The sequence below is a fragment of the Sedimentitalea sediminis genome (genome assembly GCF_042687825.1).
Taxonomy (GTDB): Bacteria; Pseudomonadota; Alphaproteobacteria; order Rhodobacterales; family Rhodobacteraceae; genus Sedimentitalea.
The window spans coordinates 110803-126836 of the sequence record NZ_JBHUQE010000005.1 but is presented as its reverse complement, the minus strand read 5'-3'; the positions used below and the strand labels follow the sequence as shown (position 1 = coordinate 126836).

Annotated in this window: 17 protein-coding genes; 9 read left to right on the top strand and 8 right to left on the bottom strand. The window is 63.8% G+C overall.

Annotated features, from left to right (window positions below; translation table 11 throughout):
* Window positions 1-177 precede the first annotated feature (177 nt).
* The gene (locus ACFMPD_RS06325) at window positions 178-2508 is read left to right on the top strand and encodes a S1 family peptidase (RefSeq protein WP_380992951.1); all 2331 of its coding nucleotides are present in this window, start codon (window positions 178-180) and stop codon (window positions 2506-2508) included.
* A gap of 57 nt (window positions 2509-2565) precedes the next feature.
* Here ACFMPD_RS06325 and ACFMPD_RS06320 read toward each other — a convergent pair whose 3' ends face one another.
* Genes ACFMPD_RS06320 through paaA form a run of 6 tightly spaced genes read right to left on the bottom strand, consistent with a single transcriptional unit; the run spans window position 2566 to window position 6974 of the window.
* Window positions 2566-3321, bottom strand: coding sequence for a Phenylacetic acid catabolic protein (locus ACFMPD_RS06320; RefSeq protein WP_380992950.1), 756 nt, complete (start codon window positions 3319-3321; stop codon window positions 2566-2568).
* Window positions 3322-3334: 13 nt separating this feature from the next.
* Complete coding sequence (locus ACFMPD_RS06315; RefSeq protein WP_380992949.1) at window positions 3335-4402, bottom strand: 2Fe-2S iron-sulfur cluster-binding protein; 1068 nt, start codon at window positions 4400-4402, stop codon at window positions 3335-3337.
* Between the two features lie 11 nt (window positions 4403-4413).
* Window positions 4414-4872 (bottom strand): 1,2-phenylacetyl-CoA epoxidase subunit PaaD, encoded by a 459-nt coding sequence (paaD, locus tag ACFMPD_RS06310; protein WP_380992948.1) that lies wholly within the window; start codon window positions 4870-4872, stop codon window positions 4414-4416.
* Window position 4873: 1 nt separating this feature from the next.
* A complete protein-coding gene (paaC, locus tag ACFMPD_RS06305; RefSeq protein WP_380992947.1) occupies window positions 4874-5632 on the bottom strand; it encodes a 1,2-phenylacetyl-CoA epoxidase subunit PaaC in 759 nt (252 codons plus the stop codon).
* 14 nt (window positions 5633-5646) lie between these two features.
* Entirely contained in the window at window positions 5647-5985 is a 339-nt protein-coding gene (gene paaB / locus ACFMPD_RS06300) for a 1,2-phenylacetyl-CoA epoxidase subunit PaaB (RefSeq protein WP_380992946.1), read from the bottom strand.
* Complete coding sequence (gene paaA, locus ACFMPD_RS06295) at window positions 5982-6974, bottom strand: 1,2-phenylacetyl-CoA epoxidase subunit PaaA (protein ID WP_380992945.1); 993 nt, start codon at window positions 6972-6974, stop codon at window positions 5982-5984. Before paaA ends, paaB begins: the two co-directional genes overlap by 4 nt.
* A 332-nt stretch (window positions 6975-7306) precedes the next feature.
* Here paaA and ACFMPD_RS06290 point away from each other — a divergent pair, with 332 nt between their 5' ends.
* Window positions 7307-7606, top strand: a complete 300-nt coding sequence (locus ACFMPD_RS06290; RefSeq protein ID WP_380992944.1) for a hypothetical protein — start codon at window positions 7307-7309, stop codon at window positions 7604-7606.
* A gap of 95 nt (window positions 7607-7701) precedes the next feature.
* On the opposite strand, the gene ACFMPD_RS06285 is transcribed toward ACFMPD_RS06290, so the two are convergent.
* Window positions 7702-8517: a VWA domain-containing protein gene (locus ACFMPD_RS06285; RefSeq protein WP_380992943.1), complete on the bottom strand. Its 816-nt coding sequence runs from the start codon at window positions 8515-8517 to the stop codon at window positions 7702-7704.
* 297 nt (window positions 8518-8814) lie between these two features.
* Here ACFMPD_RS06285 and ACFMPD_RS06280 point away from each other — a divergent pair, with 297 nt between their 5' ends.
* From ACFMPD_RS06280 to uvrC, 7 genes are all read left to right on the top strand, one after another.
* On the top strand, window positions 8815-9744 hold the full coding sequence (locus ACFMPD_RS06280; protein ID WP_380992941.1) for an ABC transporter ATP-binding protein: 930 nt from the start codon (window positions 8815-8817) through the stop codon (window positions 9742-9744).
* Window positions 9741-10502 (top strand): ABC transporter permease, encoded by a 762-nt coding sequence (locus ACFMPD_RS06275; RefSeq protein WP_380992939.1) that lies wholly within the window; start codon window positions 9741-9743, stop codon window positions 10500-10502. The genes ACFMPD_RS06280 and ACFMPD_RS06275 overlap by 4 nt, the downstream gene beginning before the upstream one ends.
* A 100-nt stretch (window positions 10503-10602) precedes the next feature.
* Entirely contained in the window at window positions 10603-11400 is a 798-nt protein-coding gene (locus ACFMPD_RS06270) for a S49 family peptidase (RefSeq protein WP_380992937.1), read from the top strand.
* 1 nt (window position 11401) lies between these two features.
* Entirely contained in the window at window positions 11402-11572 is a 171-nt protein-coding gene (locus tag ACFMPD_RS06265) for a hypothetical protein (RefSeq protein WP_380992935.1), read from the top strand.
* Window positions 11569-12516, top strand: coding sequence for a calcium/sodium antiporter (locus ACFMPD_RS06260; protein WP_380992933.1), 948 nt, complete (start codon window positions 11569-11571; stop codon window positions 12514-12516). The genes ACFMPD_RS06265 and ACFMPD_RS06260 overlap by 4 nt, the downstream gene beginning before the upstream one ends.
* 31 nt (window positions 12517-12547) lie before the next feature.
* Window positions 12548-13327 carry an SDR family oxidoreductase gene (locus tag ACFMPD_RS06255; protein WP_380992931.1) on the top strand — a complete coding sequence of 260 codons (780 nt, stop codon included), beginning with the start codon at window positions 12548-12550 and terminating at the stop codon, window positions 13325-13327.
* 304 nt (window positions 13328-13631) lie between these two features.
* A complete protein-coding gene (uvrC, locus tag ACFMPD_RS06250) occupies window positions 13632-15509 on the top strand; it encodes an excinuclease ABC subunit UvrC (RefSeq protein ID WP_380992929.1) in 1878 nt (625 codons plus the stop codon).
* On the opposite strand, the gene ACFMPD_RS06245 is transcribed toward uvrC, so the two are convergent.
* Window positions 15506-15949, bottom strand: coding sequence for an OsmC family protein (locus ACFMPD_RS06245; RefSeq protein ID WP_380992927.1), 444 nt, complete (start codon window positions 15947-15949; stop codon window positions 15506-15508). The two genes, uvrC and ACFMPD_RS06245, sit on opposite strands and share 4 nt — an antisense overlap.
* Between the last annotated feature and the right edge of the window lie 85 nt (window positions 15950-16034).

Below are 16034 nucleotides of genomic sequence, written 5' to 3'. Positions count from 1 at the left end.
CCTTCGGCTTTGGCCGATTTTCCAGCGGCGCATGTCGCTTCAATCCGATTTGCAGGCTGCCATCCGATCTCTGAGCGAATGGCGCCATGACACCGCGTTCAAGACCGCCCGCGCGGGCATGAAAACCATGCGACCTAATCGGGATATCCTGACATCGCGGCGCTGGCTCTGGTGGCGATGGAGCGTGAGCGCGCGGCCACTGCGCTGTTTCGCAGGGCGCTGACGCTGGACCTGGCCTGGGACAATACACGCCGCAACCTGGCCCAGGCGCTGATCGCCGACGGGCAGGGCGATCCGGCTATCAAGCCGATGCGGATGCGGGGGTCGCAATCGCCCGAGGATCGGGCGGCCTGGCTGGTTCCGGCCACCGCATTGCAGCAGGCCGACCGCCTGCCTGAGGCTGAAGCGGCCGGGTCCCGGGCCATCACGCCGACCGCCGATGCGATCGCGTTTGGCCTGCGGGCGCGGGCCACCGAGGCGCAGGGTCGGATCGGCGCCGCGCTGCCTTATGCCGATGACCCGGGCGTTATGGCGCATCGGTTCAACCTGTATGCTGGCATCATGGCCCATTGGCGCCGACTGTATCCGGGGTGGATTCTGGGCATATCCCACGACGCACTTTTCGCCTATGTCAGCGGCACCCGCCGCCGTCTGGCAGTGCATGTGGGCGTGGAGTGGGTGGAGGCCATGGCACGCGCTGATCTGGCCACCAGTCAGGTGCTGACGCTGACCGCGCATCAGTTGCGCCAGCCGGTGCACGCACGGTCGGTCGGCGCCTGGCGCGCATCGCGACATGCTGGCCCCCTTCATTCAGGTGCTGGACCCGGCGTTGTGGCCCGATCTGGTCTGAGCGCCGCCGCGGCCCGCCAGCCCCTTGGCACCGCACGAACCGCTGAGAAACTGTGCGGTGATCCACGTCCGCCAACGTGCTATTCTGCCATCATGACCGACGACACCCCTTGCAGAACAGTGGCCGCGCTGGAGCATCTGACCGGCCCTGCGCGCGGCAGGCTGTCATGGCTGACAAGCGCCGCCATCGAAGTGCGGTTGCGGACGGATCACAGCCTGTCCTTCGGCGAAGGCGGATCCGGGTCCCAAGACGGGCCGGTGGTCGCCCGGTTGCACCGGATCGGTCACAGCTACGAGGTCGAAGCGGTCGCGGGTCAGCCCCTGTGGCTGAACGGTCAACTGGTGCAGACGGCGATGCTGGCCTATGGCGATGTCATCGAATTCGGCGAGACCGGGCCGCTGTCGCGTTTCCGGCTGTATGACGACAGTCACCGGCCCGGCATGAGTGTCAGCGAGATCCTTGCCGACGTGATGTGCTATTTCCGGACCAGCCGCCGCTCGCTGCCGCGCCGTCTGCGTTTTGCGGCGGTCGATCTGGCGCGCCGCCTGGCCTGGGAGACCACGGCGGCCTTTCGGCTGCTGGTGCTGGTGTCGCTGGCGCTGCTGGCCTTTGCGCTCTATCAGCAGAAACGCACCGATGCGCTGATCCGCGCCCAGATCGCCAGCGGCAACGTGCAGATCGACACGGTGGCGGCGGCCCTGGCCGAAGCCCGCAGCGAGGCGATCCGGCCCAGCGACCTGACCGCGCTGCAGGACGACCTGGCCCTGCGGCTGCAATCGACCGCAGAACGTCTGCAGTCGCTGGAGGCGCGCACCGGTGCCGGCCGCCGGGTGATCTCGCAGGCGATGTCGTCGGTTGCCTTTCTGCAGGGTGCTTACAGCCTGCGCCATCGCGAGACCGGCGCCATGCTGCGGCATGTTCTGGGACCCGGCGGTCTGCCGGTGCATCTGCCCAACGGGCAACCCTATCTGTCGCTCAGCGGCACCGGTCCGGTGGCCGAAGTGCAGTTCAACGGCACCGGCTTCGTGCCGGCCGGGCACGACCTGCTGATCACCAACCGCCATGTGGCGCAACCCTGGGGCAAGGGGCCGATGGCCCGGTCGGGGGCCGAGGAACTGGAGCCGGTGATGACCCGGTTCATCGCCTATTTCCCGGGGCAGCCGACGCCGCAGCCCCTGACGGCGGTCGCGGTCAGCGACCAGGTCGATCTGGCGGTGCTTGCAGTCGAGGGCGGGGTCGGCGACCGCCCGGGTCTGCCCCTGTCCGCATCTGCGCCGGCACCCGGCGCCACGGTGATCGTGATGGGCTATCCCACCGGACTGATGTCGATGCTGGCGCAATCCGGTTCGGCCTTCGTGCAGGACCTGCAGGCCACCGGCGAGACCGGGTTCTGGCAAGTGGCCGAACGTCTGGCCGCCGCGCGGCTGATCGCACCACTGGCCAGCCGCGGTATTGTCGGACAGGCGACCCCCGCGACCGTGGTGTACGACGCCGAAACCACCCATGGCGGCAGCGGCGGTCCGGTGCTGACTCTGGACGGCGCGGTGGTGGCGGTGAACACCGCCATCATGCCCGAGTTCGGCGGCTCGAACCTGGGTGTACCGGTCGCACATATCCAGACCTTGCTGGTCGATATCTCTGGCGCGGCATTGGATTGATCCAGCCGGCATTGCGGCGCGGGTGTTCGCGCGTCTTTTGGGTATCGGTTTTCTTGTTCAGATTTCGATATCGATTTTTTTGATTGCGGTGTTGAGGTTTGTTTTCCAGGTTTGTTGCAGTTGTGTGTTGGTGTGTTTGCGCAGGCCCCAGGCTTTGAGTTGGGCGAACCGGGATTGTTCGATGTCGCCGAAGATGGCGGCGACGCGGGGGTGCCAGTAGGCGATGGCGTCGCGGACCGCGTCGTGCTGGCCCTGGTCGCGCAGCTTTACCAGCCCTTCCATGGCCAGTTCCACGTGCCGCGCCTCGATCGGGGCGATCTTGCGGAAAGCGTCGGCCAGGGGCTGATAGGACAGGCTCTGCATCTCGTCCAGCTGCACCCCGACGGCCAGGCCCATGCACAGGTTCATCGCCACCGCGTCGGCCCAGCCGGCCAGCGGATAGTTCAGCACCGACAGGCGCATGTCATGGTCGCTGCGCCGGCTGCCCGGCGTGGCGTCGCGCGGCAGGCGGGCGGTCCAGGGATGGCTGTTGGCATAGCGCGCGGTATCGGCGCCGAACTCGCCCAAAAGCCGCAGCACCCGGTCGGCATTGTCGGTCTTTTCCAGCACGATCTTGGCCGCGGCGATGCGTTCCTTGATGCCCGGCCCCTGGTTGATCACGTCGGCGAACCCCGCCGCCCCGGCCAGTTCGCTGTCCACGAAAGTGGCCATGATCTTCATCAGCTCGGCGCGGTAGCGCGGCGGCACATTGGCCGGATTGGTCAGCTTGCCGCCCTGTTCCAGGTAGCTTTCGATGGTCATTTCCTCGGACATGCCCGTCCCCCCGTTAATGATCGTAATCGACGACAACCCGGTCGCTGACCGGGAAGGACTGGCAGGACAGCACATAGCCCTGCTGCACCTCGTAATCTTCCAGCGCGTGGTTGGCGACCATCTCGACCTCGCCCTCGATCACCTTGCAGCGGCAGGTCGAGCAGACCCCGGCCTTGCAGGCATAGGGCGCGTCGATGGCGTTTTCCAGGGCGGCGTCCAGCACCGTCTGGTCCTTGTCCATGGTAAAGCTGCGCGCGGTGCCATCCAGGGTGACGCTGGCCTCGGTGGTCTTGGCGGTGCCGGCGGTGCCGGTGGCGGCGGCCTTGCGCTGCAGCCGCCCGGGCTGGGCGCTGGCGAACAGTTCGAACTTGATCTGCGCATCGCTCAGCCCGTGCGCGCGCAGGCTGGCGGCGATGCCCAGCATCATCGGTTCGGGGCCGCAGATGAACGCGGTGTCGATATTGGTGATGTCGATCCAGTGCTGAAACAGCGCCTTGCATTTGTCCCTGTCGACAAGGCCGGTGAACAGGTCGATGTCCTGGGCGTCGGATTCCAGGATATGGATCACCGTGAGCCGGCCCATATAGAGGTTCTTGAGATCCTCCAGTTCCTCGCGGAACATGATCGTGTTCACGCCCTTGTTGGCATAGACCAGCGTGAAACTGCTGTGCGGTTCCGCCGCCAGCGTGGTTTTCAGGATCGACAGCACCGGGGTGATGCCCGAACCGCCGGCAAAGCCGAGATAATTGCGCGTCGCGGCGGCGTCCAGCGGGGCAAAGAAACTGCCCATCGGCTCCATCGCTTCCAGCGTGTCGCCGGGCTGCAGCGCCTCGTTGGCCCAGGTCGAAAAGGCGCCGCCCTCGACCCGTTTGATACCGACCTGCAGCAGGCCCTCGTCCTTGCCGGCGCAGATCGAATAGGACCGGCGCAGCTCGGTGCCGTCGAAATCGCGGCGAAAGGTCAGGTACTGACCCTGGACAAAGTCGAAATCGCCGCCATTCACCGGCTGCAGCGACACGACGACCGCATCCTTGATGGTCTTTCTGACCTCGGTCACGGCCAGTTGGTGAAAGCGCGCCATGGGCAGTCTCCTCAGATGCACTTGAAATAGTCGAAAGGTTCCAGGCAGTCCTTGCAGCGCCAATGCGCCTTGCAGGGGGTCGAGCCGAACTGGCTGATCTTTTCCACCGCGGTGCTGCCGCAGCGGGGGCAAGTCTCGGGGCCGCCGGCCGCGCGGGGCGGGGCGATGCCGTATTCGGTCAGCTTTGCGCGGCCCTTGGCCGACAGCCAGTCGGTGGTCCAGGGCGGCGCGATCCGGGTCTCGATCCGCAGATCGCGGATGCCGCGGTCGCGCAGGGCGGTCTCGATATCCAGCGCGATCACCCGGGTCGCCGGACAGCCGGAATAGGTCGGCGTCACCGCCACCACCAGCGTGTCGCCGTCCCAGGTCAGATCGCGCACGATGCCCAGATCGACCACCGAGATCACCGGGATCTCGGGGTCGGGCACCTGATCCAGCCAGGCCCGGATATCCGCGATCGCCGGTTTCATCCTACCAGCTGGCCCCGGGATAGGCCCGTTGCAGCCACTGCATCTGGGTCAGCATATGGCCCAGATGTTCGGAATGGCGGACCCCGTCCTTGCCGCCCTTATGGGCGAAATCGGACTCCGGCAGGCTCAGCGTCGCCGCCGCCATCACCTGGCCGACATGGGCGTCGAACCCGGCGCGCAGCCCGGCCGGATCCGGCGCGATACCGGCCGCCGCCATCGCCGCATCGACACTGTCGGCGAGGAACATCTCGCCGACATAGGGCCATAGCAGATCCAGCGCCGCCTGCATGCGCGCATGGCTTTCGGACGTGCCGTCGCCCAGCCCGATCACCGTGTCGCCCGAACGTTCGACGTGATAGCGCGCCTCCTTGACCGCCTTGGCGGCGATCTCGGCCACCCGCGGATCGGCGGATTCCGTCAGCGCCGTCAGCATCGCCACATGCCAGGCATCGAACAGGAACTGGCGCATCATGGTCTGGCCGAAATCGCCATTGGGCTGCTCGACCAGCAGGACATTGCGGAAATCCCAGGCGTCGCGCAGCATCGCCAGGTCGTCGGCACTGCGGCCCGCCCCCTCGATCTCGCCCGCCAGGCCCAGCCACATCTGCGTCTGGCCGATCAGGTCCAGCGCCGTGTTGGCCAGCGCGATATCCTCTTCCAGCACCGGCGAGACACCGCACCATTCGCTGACCCGGTGGCCCAGCACCAGGGTGTTGTCGCCCATGCGGCAGAGAAATTCGAACAGCGCATCATCCGCCATTGCCTCGCCCCCCATCACATCGCGCCCACATCTTCGGGAATGTCGAAAAAGGTCGGGTGCCGATAGACCTTGGATTCCGACGGCTCATACAGCGGCCCCTTGTCGCCGGGCGAACTGGCGGCGATATGGCGCGCCTGCACCGCCCAGATGCTGACGCCCTCGTTGCGCCGGGTATAGACGTCGCGGGCGTTCTTGATCGCCATCCCGGCATCCGGCGCGTGCAGGCTGCCCACATGGCGGTGGCTCATGCCGTGCTGGCCGCGGATAAAGATCTCCCACAGCGGCCATTCATGGCGCTTGGGCGGCGTTTCGGTCTCGGGAATGTCGGGATAGGCTGCGTTCGGAGAGCTCATTCTGCTGCCACCTTTCTGCTTGCGCGTTTCTCGGCATGGGCCAGCAACCCGTCACGGACCCATTTGCCGTCGTCCCAGGCCCTGTTGCGGGCGGCCAGGCGTTCGACATTGCACGGCCCGTTGCCCTTGATCACGTCAAAGAATTCCGACCAGTCGGGCTCGGCGAAATCGTAACCGCCCTTGTCGTCGTTCCATGTCAGCGTGTCGTCCGGCACCGTCAGGCCCAGATATTCCGCCTGCGGCACCGTCTGGTCGACGAATTTCTGCCGCAGCTCGTCATTGGTGTTCATCTTGATCTTCCAGGCCATGGACTGCGCCGAATGCACGCTGTCCGCATCCGACGGCCCGAACATCATCAGCGACGGGTACCAGAACCGGTTCAGCGCATCCTGCGCCATGCGCTTCTGCGCCGGCGTGCCATTGGCCATCTTCATCATGATGTCGTAGCCCTGGCGCTGGTGAAAGGATTCCTCCTTGCAGATCCGCACCATGGCGCGGGCATAGGGGCCAAAGGAGGTGCGCTGCAGCGGCACCTGGTTCATGATCGCCGCGCCATCCACCAGCCAGCCCACCGCGCCCATGTCGGCCCAGGTCAGGGTCGGATAGTTGAAGATGCTGCTGTATTTCATCCGCCCCGACAACAGGTCCTCGGTCAGCTCGTCGCGGCTGACCCCCAGGGTCTCGGCGGCGCAATACAGATACAGCCCGTGCCCGGCCTCGTCCTGCACCTTGGCCAGCAGGATCGCCTTGCGCTCCAGCGTCGGCGCCCGGGTGATCCAGTTGCCCTCGGGCAGCTGCCCGACGATCTCGGAATGCGCGTGCTGGCCGATCTGCCGGATCAAGGTCGCCCGATACCCCGACGGCATCCAGTCCTTCGGCTCGATCTTCTCCCCCGCATCAATCCGCTCCTGAAACGCCCGCTCCTCAGGACCCATCTCCTCCAAAGACTTCAATCCCTCGCCCGTCGAACGTACCATCTGTGCGTACATGATCTTTTCTCCTCCCAGAGGGACCCCAGAGGGCCCGCGCCACCAGTCGTTGCGGCAAACATGACGGGAACCTACCACAGAAACCCGTCAGGTGCGATTTTGCCGCCCAACAAAACTGACCGTACGGTCGGTATATGACCAAAAGCGATTCTCGGCAAGAAAAAAGTTACGAAAAAACGTATACACGTAAAAATCGTAACAAATAGCGGCATCCACCTGCCGCGGAAATGGTTTCAATGGATGTACGAGATCATGCCTGCTAGACTGAACCAAAGGTAATCGTCTCAGGAGTTACAATGATTTTCAGAGTGTTTTTATCCGGATTGGCGTTGGTGGCGGCAGGCACATCGCACGCCGTGGCGCAAGACGGCGCGTGCGAGGCACGTGGAACAAACGGCATGGTGACGGTTGTTTTGTGTCCCGCCGGGCTGGACAAGGCCGCGTGGCAGGAGGCGGGCAAATCGGCCTGTGGCGATCGAAAGCCCTGCGGCGCATGGTTGTGGGACGACGCGGCCAACCTGCCGGTGGACATTCCGGACAGTCACGACAAACTGCCTGGCGACAGTGTTCGCAGCGCCTTGGCGATCTGGATCAACGAGCAGGATCGGTTGATGGTCATCGAAAAACAGTGACGCCACCGCCATTGCAGGCGGCGATCGCGCAAGAAAAAAGGGAGCCGGTAACCCGGCTCCCTTTTCGATTGTGGCGCGTGTTGCGCGGTGTCGGGTCAGGCGGCCTGGCGGCGGCGACGTCCGACAAAGGCGAATACACCCAGACCAGCGAACAGCAGCGGCAGCGCTGCCGGCACCGGGATTGGGTTCACGATCTTGGCAACCTTGGCATCGATGACCGAGTTATAGGCCGCAAAGCTAGGCAGATCGAGAACGAAGGGCGTGGTTGCCGGGTCGCCGATCTGTGCCGCGCTGGTGTAGATCGGCAGCAGCGCAGCATCGTTGGGGGTGTTGCCCGGGCCAAAGCCCATGCTGGCCAGAAAATTGTTCTGGGTCGTGCAGCTGGTCGCGTCGCAGACCGATTCAAAGCTCAGCGAGTCCCAGCCGGCATTTTGCAGCGTGGTGGCCGACGCTTTCGCTGCGGCGCGCGCCGTTGTCGGGTCTGACGGCAGGTTGGGCTGACCGTCGGTCATCATGTTGATCAGGCTCAAGTCGCCCAGCGATCCGAACTGGGCCCCCAGCAGATCCAGCGCGGCCTGATAGTTGGTCGCGCCGCTGCCAACGGCGTTCTGTGCCTTGACCGTGTTTACGACGTTGTTCAGATCGGTCTGGCTGTTGATGGTGGTGGCACCGACCACGACGCTGGCGCTCGAGGCGAATGACACGACCGAAATCCGGTAGGTGTCGCTGCCGCTTGTCGGAATGTTGTTCGCCAGCGCATCACCAAGTGCGTCCATCGCTGCTGCAAAATCGGTGCCGACGCTGCCGGACCGGTCCATGATAAAGCCCAGATCAATAGTTCTGGCGCTAAGCGCGGACCCCATAAACGCGACGGCTGCGACGGCACCCGCCAGTACTGTTTTCCTAATCATATTTTCACCTCGTGAATTCCATACCAATATCCTTGCGCGCCGTCCCAATTCCGGCTGCAATATCTTCTGCCTACCATGATTTCGCCAAAGTTTCGACCCAAATGTTAACGAGACGTTAAAAAAAGTGCGTGTTTCGGGGGCCAAAACACAGACAAAAACGCCCGCTTCGCTTGATCGCGACATAAAATTTCGTGGCGCTCATCCAGAGGCTGCAAGAGCCTGGCGCGGACTCCCGCACGGACTCTGGCGGCTGCAGGCCTGTCGGGCTAGGGTGGCGCCAAACGGGGGAGGGGCGTCATGCCGACCATTCTGTCGATTCGCGATCTGCGCAAAACCTATGCCGGCGGCTTTCAGGCACTGAAAGGCGTGTCGCTGGACATCGCGCAGGGCGAGATCCTGGCGTTGCTGGGGCCGAACGGGGCCGGCAAGACGACTTTGATTTCGACGATATGCGGCATCACCACCGCCAGCAGCGGCCAGATCACGGTGGCCGGGCATGACATTGTCGCCGATTTCCGTGCCGCCCGGTCGCTGATCGGGCTGGTGCCGCAGGAAATTGCACTGTTGCCGTTTGACACGGTGCTGAACACGGTGCGGTTCTCGCGCGGGTTGTTCGGCCGGCCCCGCGACGACGCGCATGTCGAGACCGTGCTGCGCCGGCTCAGCCTGTGGGACAAGAAGGACAATCGTCTCATGCAGCTGTCCGGCGGCATGAAGCGCCGGGTGCTGATCGCCAAGGCGCTGGCGCACGAACCGCGCATCCTGTTTCTGGACGAACCCACGGCCGGGGTCGATGTCGATCTGCGCAAGGACATGTGGCAGATCGTGGCCGACCTGAAGGCGGACGGAGTCACCATCATCCTGACCACCCATTATATCGAAGAGGCCGAGGCCATCGCCGATCGGGTCGGCATTATCGCCAAGGGCGAATTGCTGCTGGTTCAGGAAAAGAGCGCGCTGATGGCGCAGATGGGCAAAAAACAGATCGAAGTTCTACTGGACCGGCCCTTGCGGGAATTGCCGGCTGCACTGGGACATCTCGACCTGACGCTGGGGGCGGACGGTGACAGGCTGATCTATACCTATGACACCCACGGGCCGCGCACCGGCATCACGGGTCTGCTGAACGACATCGCCGCCGCCGGGCTGACCCTGCGCGACGTGCAGACCCGGCAAAGCAGTCTCGAGGACATCTTTGTCGATCTGCTCAGGGAGCGCGCGGCATGAACCTGACCGCCGTCGCCGCCATCTACCGTTTCGAAATGCTGCGCTTCTTTCGCACCCTGCTACAGAGCTTTCTGTCGCCGGTGCTGTCGACCTCGCTGTATTTCGTGGTGTTCGGCGCGGCCATCGGCAGCCGCATCCAAGAGGTCGAAGGCATCAGCTATGGCGCCTTTATCGTGCCCGGGCTGGTGATGCTTTCGGTGATCACCCAGGCAATCTCGAACGCCGCCTTTGGCATCTATTTCCCGAAATTCACCGGCACGATCTATGAATTGCTGTCGGCCCCGGTGAATTTTCTGGAAATCGTGCTGGGCTATGTCGGTGCGGCGGCGACCAAGGCGCTGTTCATCGGCGTTGTGATCCTGCTCACCGCCACGTTCTTTGTCGATCTTACCATCGCGCACCCGGTGGCGATGGTGGCCTTTCTGCTGCTGACCTGTATCAGCTTTGCGCTGCTGGGCTTTATCATCGGCATCTGGGCCGGCAATTTCGAACAATTGCAACTGGTGCCGCTGCTGATCGTCACGCCGCTGATCTTTCTGGGCGGCTCGTTCTATTCGATTTCGATGCTGCCGCCGATCTGGCAGACCGTCACTCTGTTCAACCCGGTGGTCTATCTGATTTCCGGTTTCCGCTGGTCGTTCTTTGGCCTGTCGGACGTGCCGATCGGGTTAAGCCTGCTGGCCATTGCCGGCTTTACCGCCCTGTGCCTGGGGATCATCTGGTGGATCTTCCGCACCGGCTGGCGCATCCGCAACTGATGGGGGCGCCTCCCGAACGGCGCGTGATTTGTCCGCTGCCTGCGGGTCAGGTGGGCGCGACGTCTTGTTTGTCGCCCGGTGGCGTTCTACATCGGCTGTCATGAACTTGCGCATCCCCTTCATCAAGAACCCGCCCCTTGTGTCCGTCGTCCGTCTGAATGGTGCCATCGGCATGGTCGGGCGCGGTTCGTTGAACGATCACACCGTCGCGCCGCTGCTGGAAAAGGCCTTTCGCCGGGGCAAACCAGACATGGTCGCCCTGGTGATCAACTCGCCGGGGGGCTCGCCGGTACAATCCTCGCTGATCGGGGCCCGTATCCGCCGCCTGTCCGAAGAGACCAAGGTGCCGGTCACGGCCTTTGTCGAGGACGTGGCGGCGTCAGGCGGATACTGGCTGGCGGCGGCGGCGGACGAGATCTGGGCCGATGAAAGCTCGATCGTCGGCTCGATCGGGGTGATCTCGGCGGGGTTCGGCGCGCATGTGTTTCTGGCTCGCCAGGGGCTGGAGCGGCGCGTCTATACCGCCGGAAAATCGAAATCCATGATGGATCCGTTCCGCCCGGAAAACGAAGAGGACGTGGCCCGCCTGAAAGTCATCCTGGGCGACATCCACGACAATTTCATCGCCCATGTGAAAAACCGTCGGGGCGACCGGCTGGACACCACCAAGGATCTGTTCACCGGCGAATTCTGGCTGGCTCGCCGGGCCGCCGACCGGGGGCTGATCGACGGGATCGGGCACCTGAAGCCCAAGATGCAGGAGCGGTTCGGCAAGAAGGTGAAATTCCGCCACTATGGCCCGCGCCGCCGTTTTCTGTCGCGCTTTGGCGCGCAGATTCTGGATGACGCCGCCACCGGTATCGAGGAGCGCGCGGCCTTTGCGCGGTTTGGCCTCTGACGTGATCATCAAGATCGTTTCCCTGTTTCTGATCGCAATGGCGGTGCTGGCGATGTTCGGCAAACTGCGCTTTCCTGGCAAAGGCCGGCTGGATGCCGCCAAATGCCCGTCCTGCGGCCGGTACCGCATTGGCAAGGGTCCCTGTGCCTGCGGCCACGGAGGAACGGGATGACCGAATGGCTGCTATCGGCGCTTGGGCTGACGATCCTGTTGCTGGCCGGCGATGCGCTGGTGCGCGGGGCGGTCAATCTCAGCCTGCGGCTGGGCGTGCCGGCGCTGATCGTCAGCCTGACCATCGTCGCCTTCGGCACCTCGGCCCCGGAACTGCTGATCGCGATCAGTGCCGTCAAGGACAATGCGCCGGGCATCGCGCTGGGCAATGTCGTCGGATCTAACACCGCCAATATCCTGCTGGTGCTGGGCATTCCGGCGCTGCTGGCGACGCTGCACACCAGCGAATGTCACAGCCGAAAGACCTATATGTTCATGCTCGGGGCCTCGCTGGTGTTCATCGCGCTGGCGTTTCTGGGCGCCTTCACGCTGGCCACCGGGTTGATCCTGCTGACCTTGCTGGCCTTCGTCCTGTGGGATGCCTTTCGCGAGGCCCATGCCCATCACCGTGCTGGCGAACCCGACGACCTGGACGAGATCGAGGAGGCGGACCCGGACATGCCCTATTGGCGGGTGGCGCTGTATCTGGTCATCGGCCTGATCGGCCTGCCGATCGGGGCGCATCTGCTGGTCGAGAACGCCTCGCTGATCGCTCAGACCTATGGGGTCAGCGACACGGTGATCGGCCTGACCCTGGTCGCCGTGGGCACTTCGTTGCCGGAGCTGGCCACCACGGTCATGGCCGCGCTGCGCCGGCAGGCCGATGTCGCCATGGGCAATGTGATCGGCAGCAACATGTTCAACCTGCTGGCCATCGTCGGCATCGCCACGTTCTTTGGCCAGATTCCGGTCGATCCGTCGTTTCTGGAATTCGATCTTTGGGTGATGCTGGCGGCGTCGTTGCTGTTGATCCCCTTTGTATTTTTCAAGGTCGACATCACCCGGGTCTGGGGCATTGCCTTGACGGGTCTCTACGCGGCCTATGTCATCGCCATATTGACGTGATGCGTTCCAATCGCCGGAGGGGGGCCTGACCATGATGCGCAGTCTTGTGACCGGTGCCGGAACGCGCCTGGGCCGCGCGATGGCGCTGTACCTGGCCGGACGCGGGCATGACGTGGCCGTGCATTACGCCACCTCGCAGGCGGCGGCTGTGGCCTTGGTGGAAGAGATCCGTTCCCTGGGTCGGGCGTCGGTGGCGTTGCAGGCCGATCTGCTGGACCCGGATCAGACCGACGGTCTGTTCGGGGCGGCAGTGGAGGGTCTGGGCGGGCCGGTCACCTGTTTGGTCAACAACGCGTCGATCTTTGAACATGACACGATCCACAGTGCCACGCGACGCAGCTGGGACCGGCACATGGACAGCAATCTGCGCGCGCCCTTCGTGCTGATCCAGGCGATGGCCGCCCAGGATTTGCAGCCGGAGATCGACGCCGCCGGCGAACCGGTTGCCACCGGGCTGGTCGTCAACATGCTGGATCAGCGGGTGCGCAAGCTGACGCCGGAATTCATGACCTATACCCTGGCCAAGATGGGCCTGTGGGCGCTGACCCAGACGGCGGCGCGGGCGCTGGCTCCGGCGATCCGGGTCAACGCCATCGGCCCCGGTCCGACGCTGCAAGGGGCCCGCCAGTCCGACGCCCATTTTGCCGCGCAACGCTCTGCGACGGTGTTGGGGCGGGGGGTGAACCCGCCCGAGATCACCGCCGCTCTGGGCTATTTTCTGGACGCGCCCGGGGTGACCGGACAGCTGCTTTGCGTGGATGGTGGACAGCACCTCGGATGGCGTACCCCGGATGTTCAGGGGGTCGAGTAACTGGTACCGTTGGGTCAAGTTTTGCACCGGTGTAATCTGTGTTACCGAGGCGTTACGAAAATGTCTTATATTTCATAAACTTGCGCTTACAGCACTAAAGTTTTCTTTGATTTCAATGACTTGAAAAGCCGCCTAAAAAATGGGCAAATCAGCGAAATCAGCCAAAACAAAAGGAAAATTCGCGGTGCCCCAAAGATATCTGCAGACTTATCCACATGTTTCGTGGATTTGTTTGGACTTGAACCTACCCCGGCAAGATTGCAGCCATAGGTTGAGAATCAAAGGTTAACCATACGTTAATGCCATGACCGACACGACCGATCACCCGGCTGAACGCCCGCCGACGGGCCATACCTGCATCCGCAGTTATCTCAGGACGCTGGACAGCTCGCCCGGGGTCTATCGCATGCTGGATGCCGAAAGCCGCGTGCTCTATGTCGGCAAGGCCCGGAACCTGCGCGCGCGGGTATCCAGCTATGCCCGGTCCGGCGGTCATACCGGCCGGATCGACCGGATGATCCGCGAAACCGCCCGGATGATGTTCCTGACGACGCGGACCGAGACCGAAGCGCTGCTGCTGGAGCAGAACCTGATCAAGCAGCTCAAGCCGAAATACAACGTGCTGCTGCGCGACGACAAAAGCTTTCCCAACATTCTGGTGGCCCGCGATCACGCCTTTCCGCAGATCAGGAAACACCGTGGCGCCAAAAAGCATAAGGGCACCTATTTCGGCCCATTCGCCAGCGCCGGTGCCGTCAACCGCACACTGAACCAGCTGCAAAAGGCGTTTCTGCTGCGCAATTGTTCGGATGCCATGTTCGACAGCCGCACCCGGCCCTGTCTGCTGTACCAGATCAAGCGCTGTTCGGCCCCCTGTGTCGGATTGATCAGCCCAGAGGATTATGCCGAGAGCGTACGGGATGCCGAACGATTCCTGTCCGGCCGCTCGACCCGGGTGCAAGAGGACCTGGCCGAGCAGATGGCCGAGGCTGCCGAGGCGATGGAATTCGAGCGCGCCGCCGGGCTGCGCGACCGCATCCGCGCCCTGACCCAGGTGCAGACCAGTCAGGGTATCAACCCGCGCGGCGTCACCGAGGCCGATGTCGTCGCGCTGCACATGGAGGGCGGGCAGGCCTGTGTTCAGGTGTTTTTCATCCGCGCCAACCAGAACTGGGGCAACCGCGACTTTTACCCCCGCGTCGGGGCCGATGTATCCGCCGCCGAGGCGATGGAGGCGTTTCTGGGTCAGTTCTATGACAACAAGGAACCGCCGCGACAGTTGATCCTGTCCGACGAGATCGAAAACGCCGACCTGATGGCCCGGGCGCTTGGCGAAAAGGCCGGGCGCAAGGTCTCGATCCTGGTGCCGCAGCGGGGCGAAAAGGCCGAGTTGATCTCGGGGGCACTGCGCAATGCCCGCGAATCCCTGGCCCGGCGCATGTCAGAAAGCGCCACCCAGGCCAGGCTGCTGCGTGGACTGGCCCAGACGCTGGATCTGGATGCGCCGCCGCAGCGGATCGAGGTCTATGACAACAGCCATATCCAGGGCACCAACGCCGTCGGGGCGATGATCGTCGCCGGCCCCGAGGGGTTCGAAAAGAACAGCTATCGCAAGTTCAACATCCGCGGCGACGATCTGACGCCCGGCGACGATTTCGGGATGATGAAAGAGGTTCTGAACCGGCGCTTTTCCCGCCTGATCAAGGATGATCCGACTCGCGAAAAGGGCCAATGGCCCGATCTGTTGCTGATCGATGGCGGGGCCGGTCAGGTCAGCGCCGTTGCCGCGATCATGCGGGATCATGGGGTTTCCGACATTCCGATGGTCGGTGTGGCCAAAGGCGTGGACCGCGACGCCGGCAAAGAGGAATTTCACCGTCCCGGCGCGCGCCCCTTTGCGCTGCGTCACAATGATCCTGTGCTGTATTTCGTGCAGCGCCTGCGCGACGAGGCGCACCGCTTTGCCATCGGCACCCATCGCGCCAAACGTGCCAAGGCAATCGGCGCGACACCGCTGGATGACGTGCCCGGCGTCGGGGCGGCGCGCAAAAGGGCGCTGCTGGCGCATTTCGGCAGCGCCAAGGCGGTCAGCCGCGCCAATCTGGCCGACCTCAAGGCGGTGGACGGCATTTCGGGCGCGCTGGCCGAAACCATCTACGATTTCTTTCACGATAGGGGCTAGGCCCGTCCGAATATTTCCACCGGAACGCCGCGGGTCAGGGATTGGCTGACCATACAGCTGGATTGCGCGCGCCGGACGACCTCGGCGGCGTCGCTCTTGTTCCGGGTCGCGCAGATCACATCCATTCGCGCAGACGTCGCAACCAGGGGATCTCCCTCCAGTTCGAGGGTGACTTTTACCTGTAACCGGTCGATGCTGGCGCCGAGTTCATACGCCACATAGCGAAGGTCGTTGCAAAAACAGCCGCCCAAGGCCAGAGCCAGCAATTCGGCGCCGTTGAAACCCAGGCCGCGACCGCCGGCCGCACCTGTAGGACGGTCCGCGACAATCGTGTGCGATCCCGCCCATCCCAAAGCCGCCTCGGTTCCCGCGATGTTGGATAGGTTCACCGAAACAGTACGCATCGGTTCTCTCCGATTTCCGTCTCGTCCGGTCGGCATTCTACAGCATATTGCGGCATCGTGTGCGGGCAATTGCCGCCCGGAACGGCAAACGCCCGCTTTCATGTTTTTGACCCCCGATGTA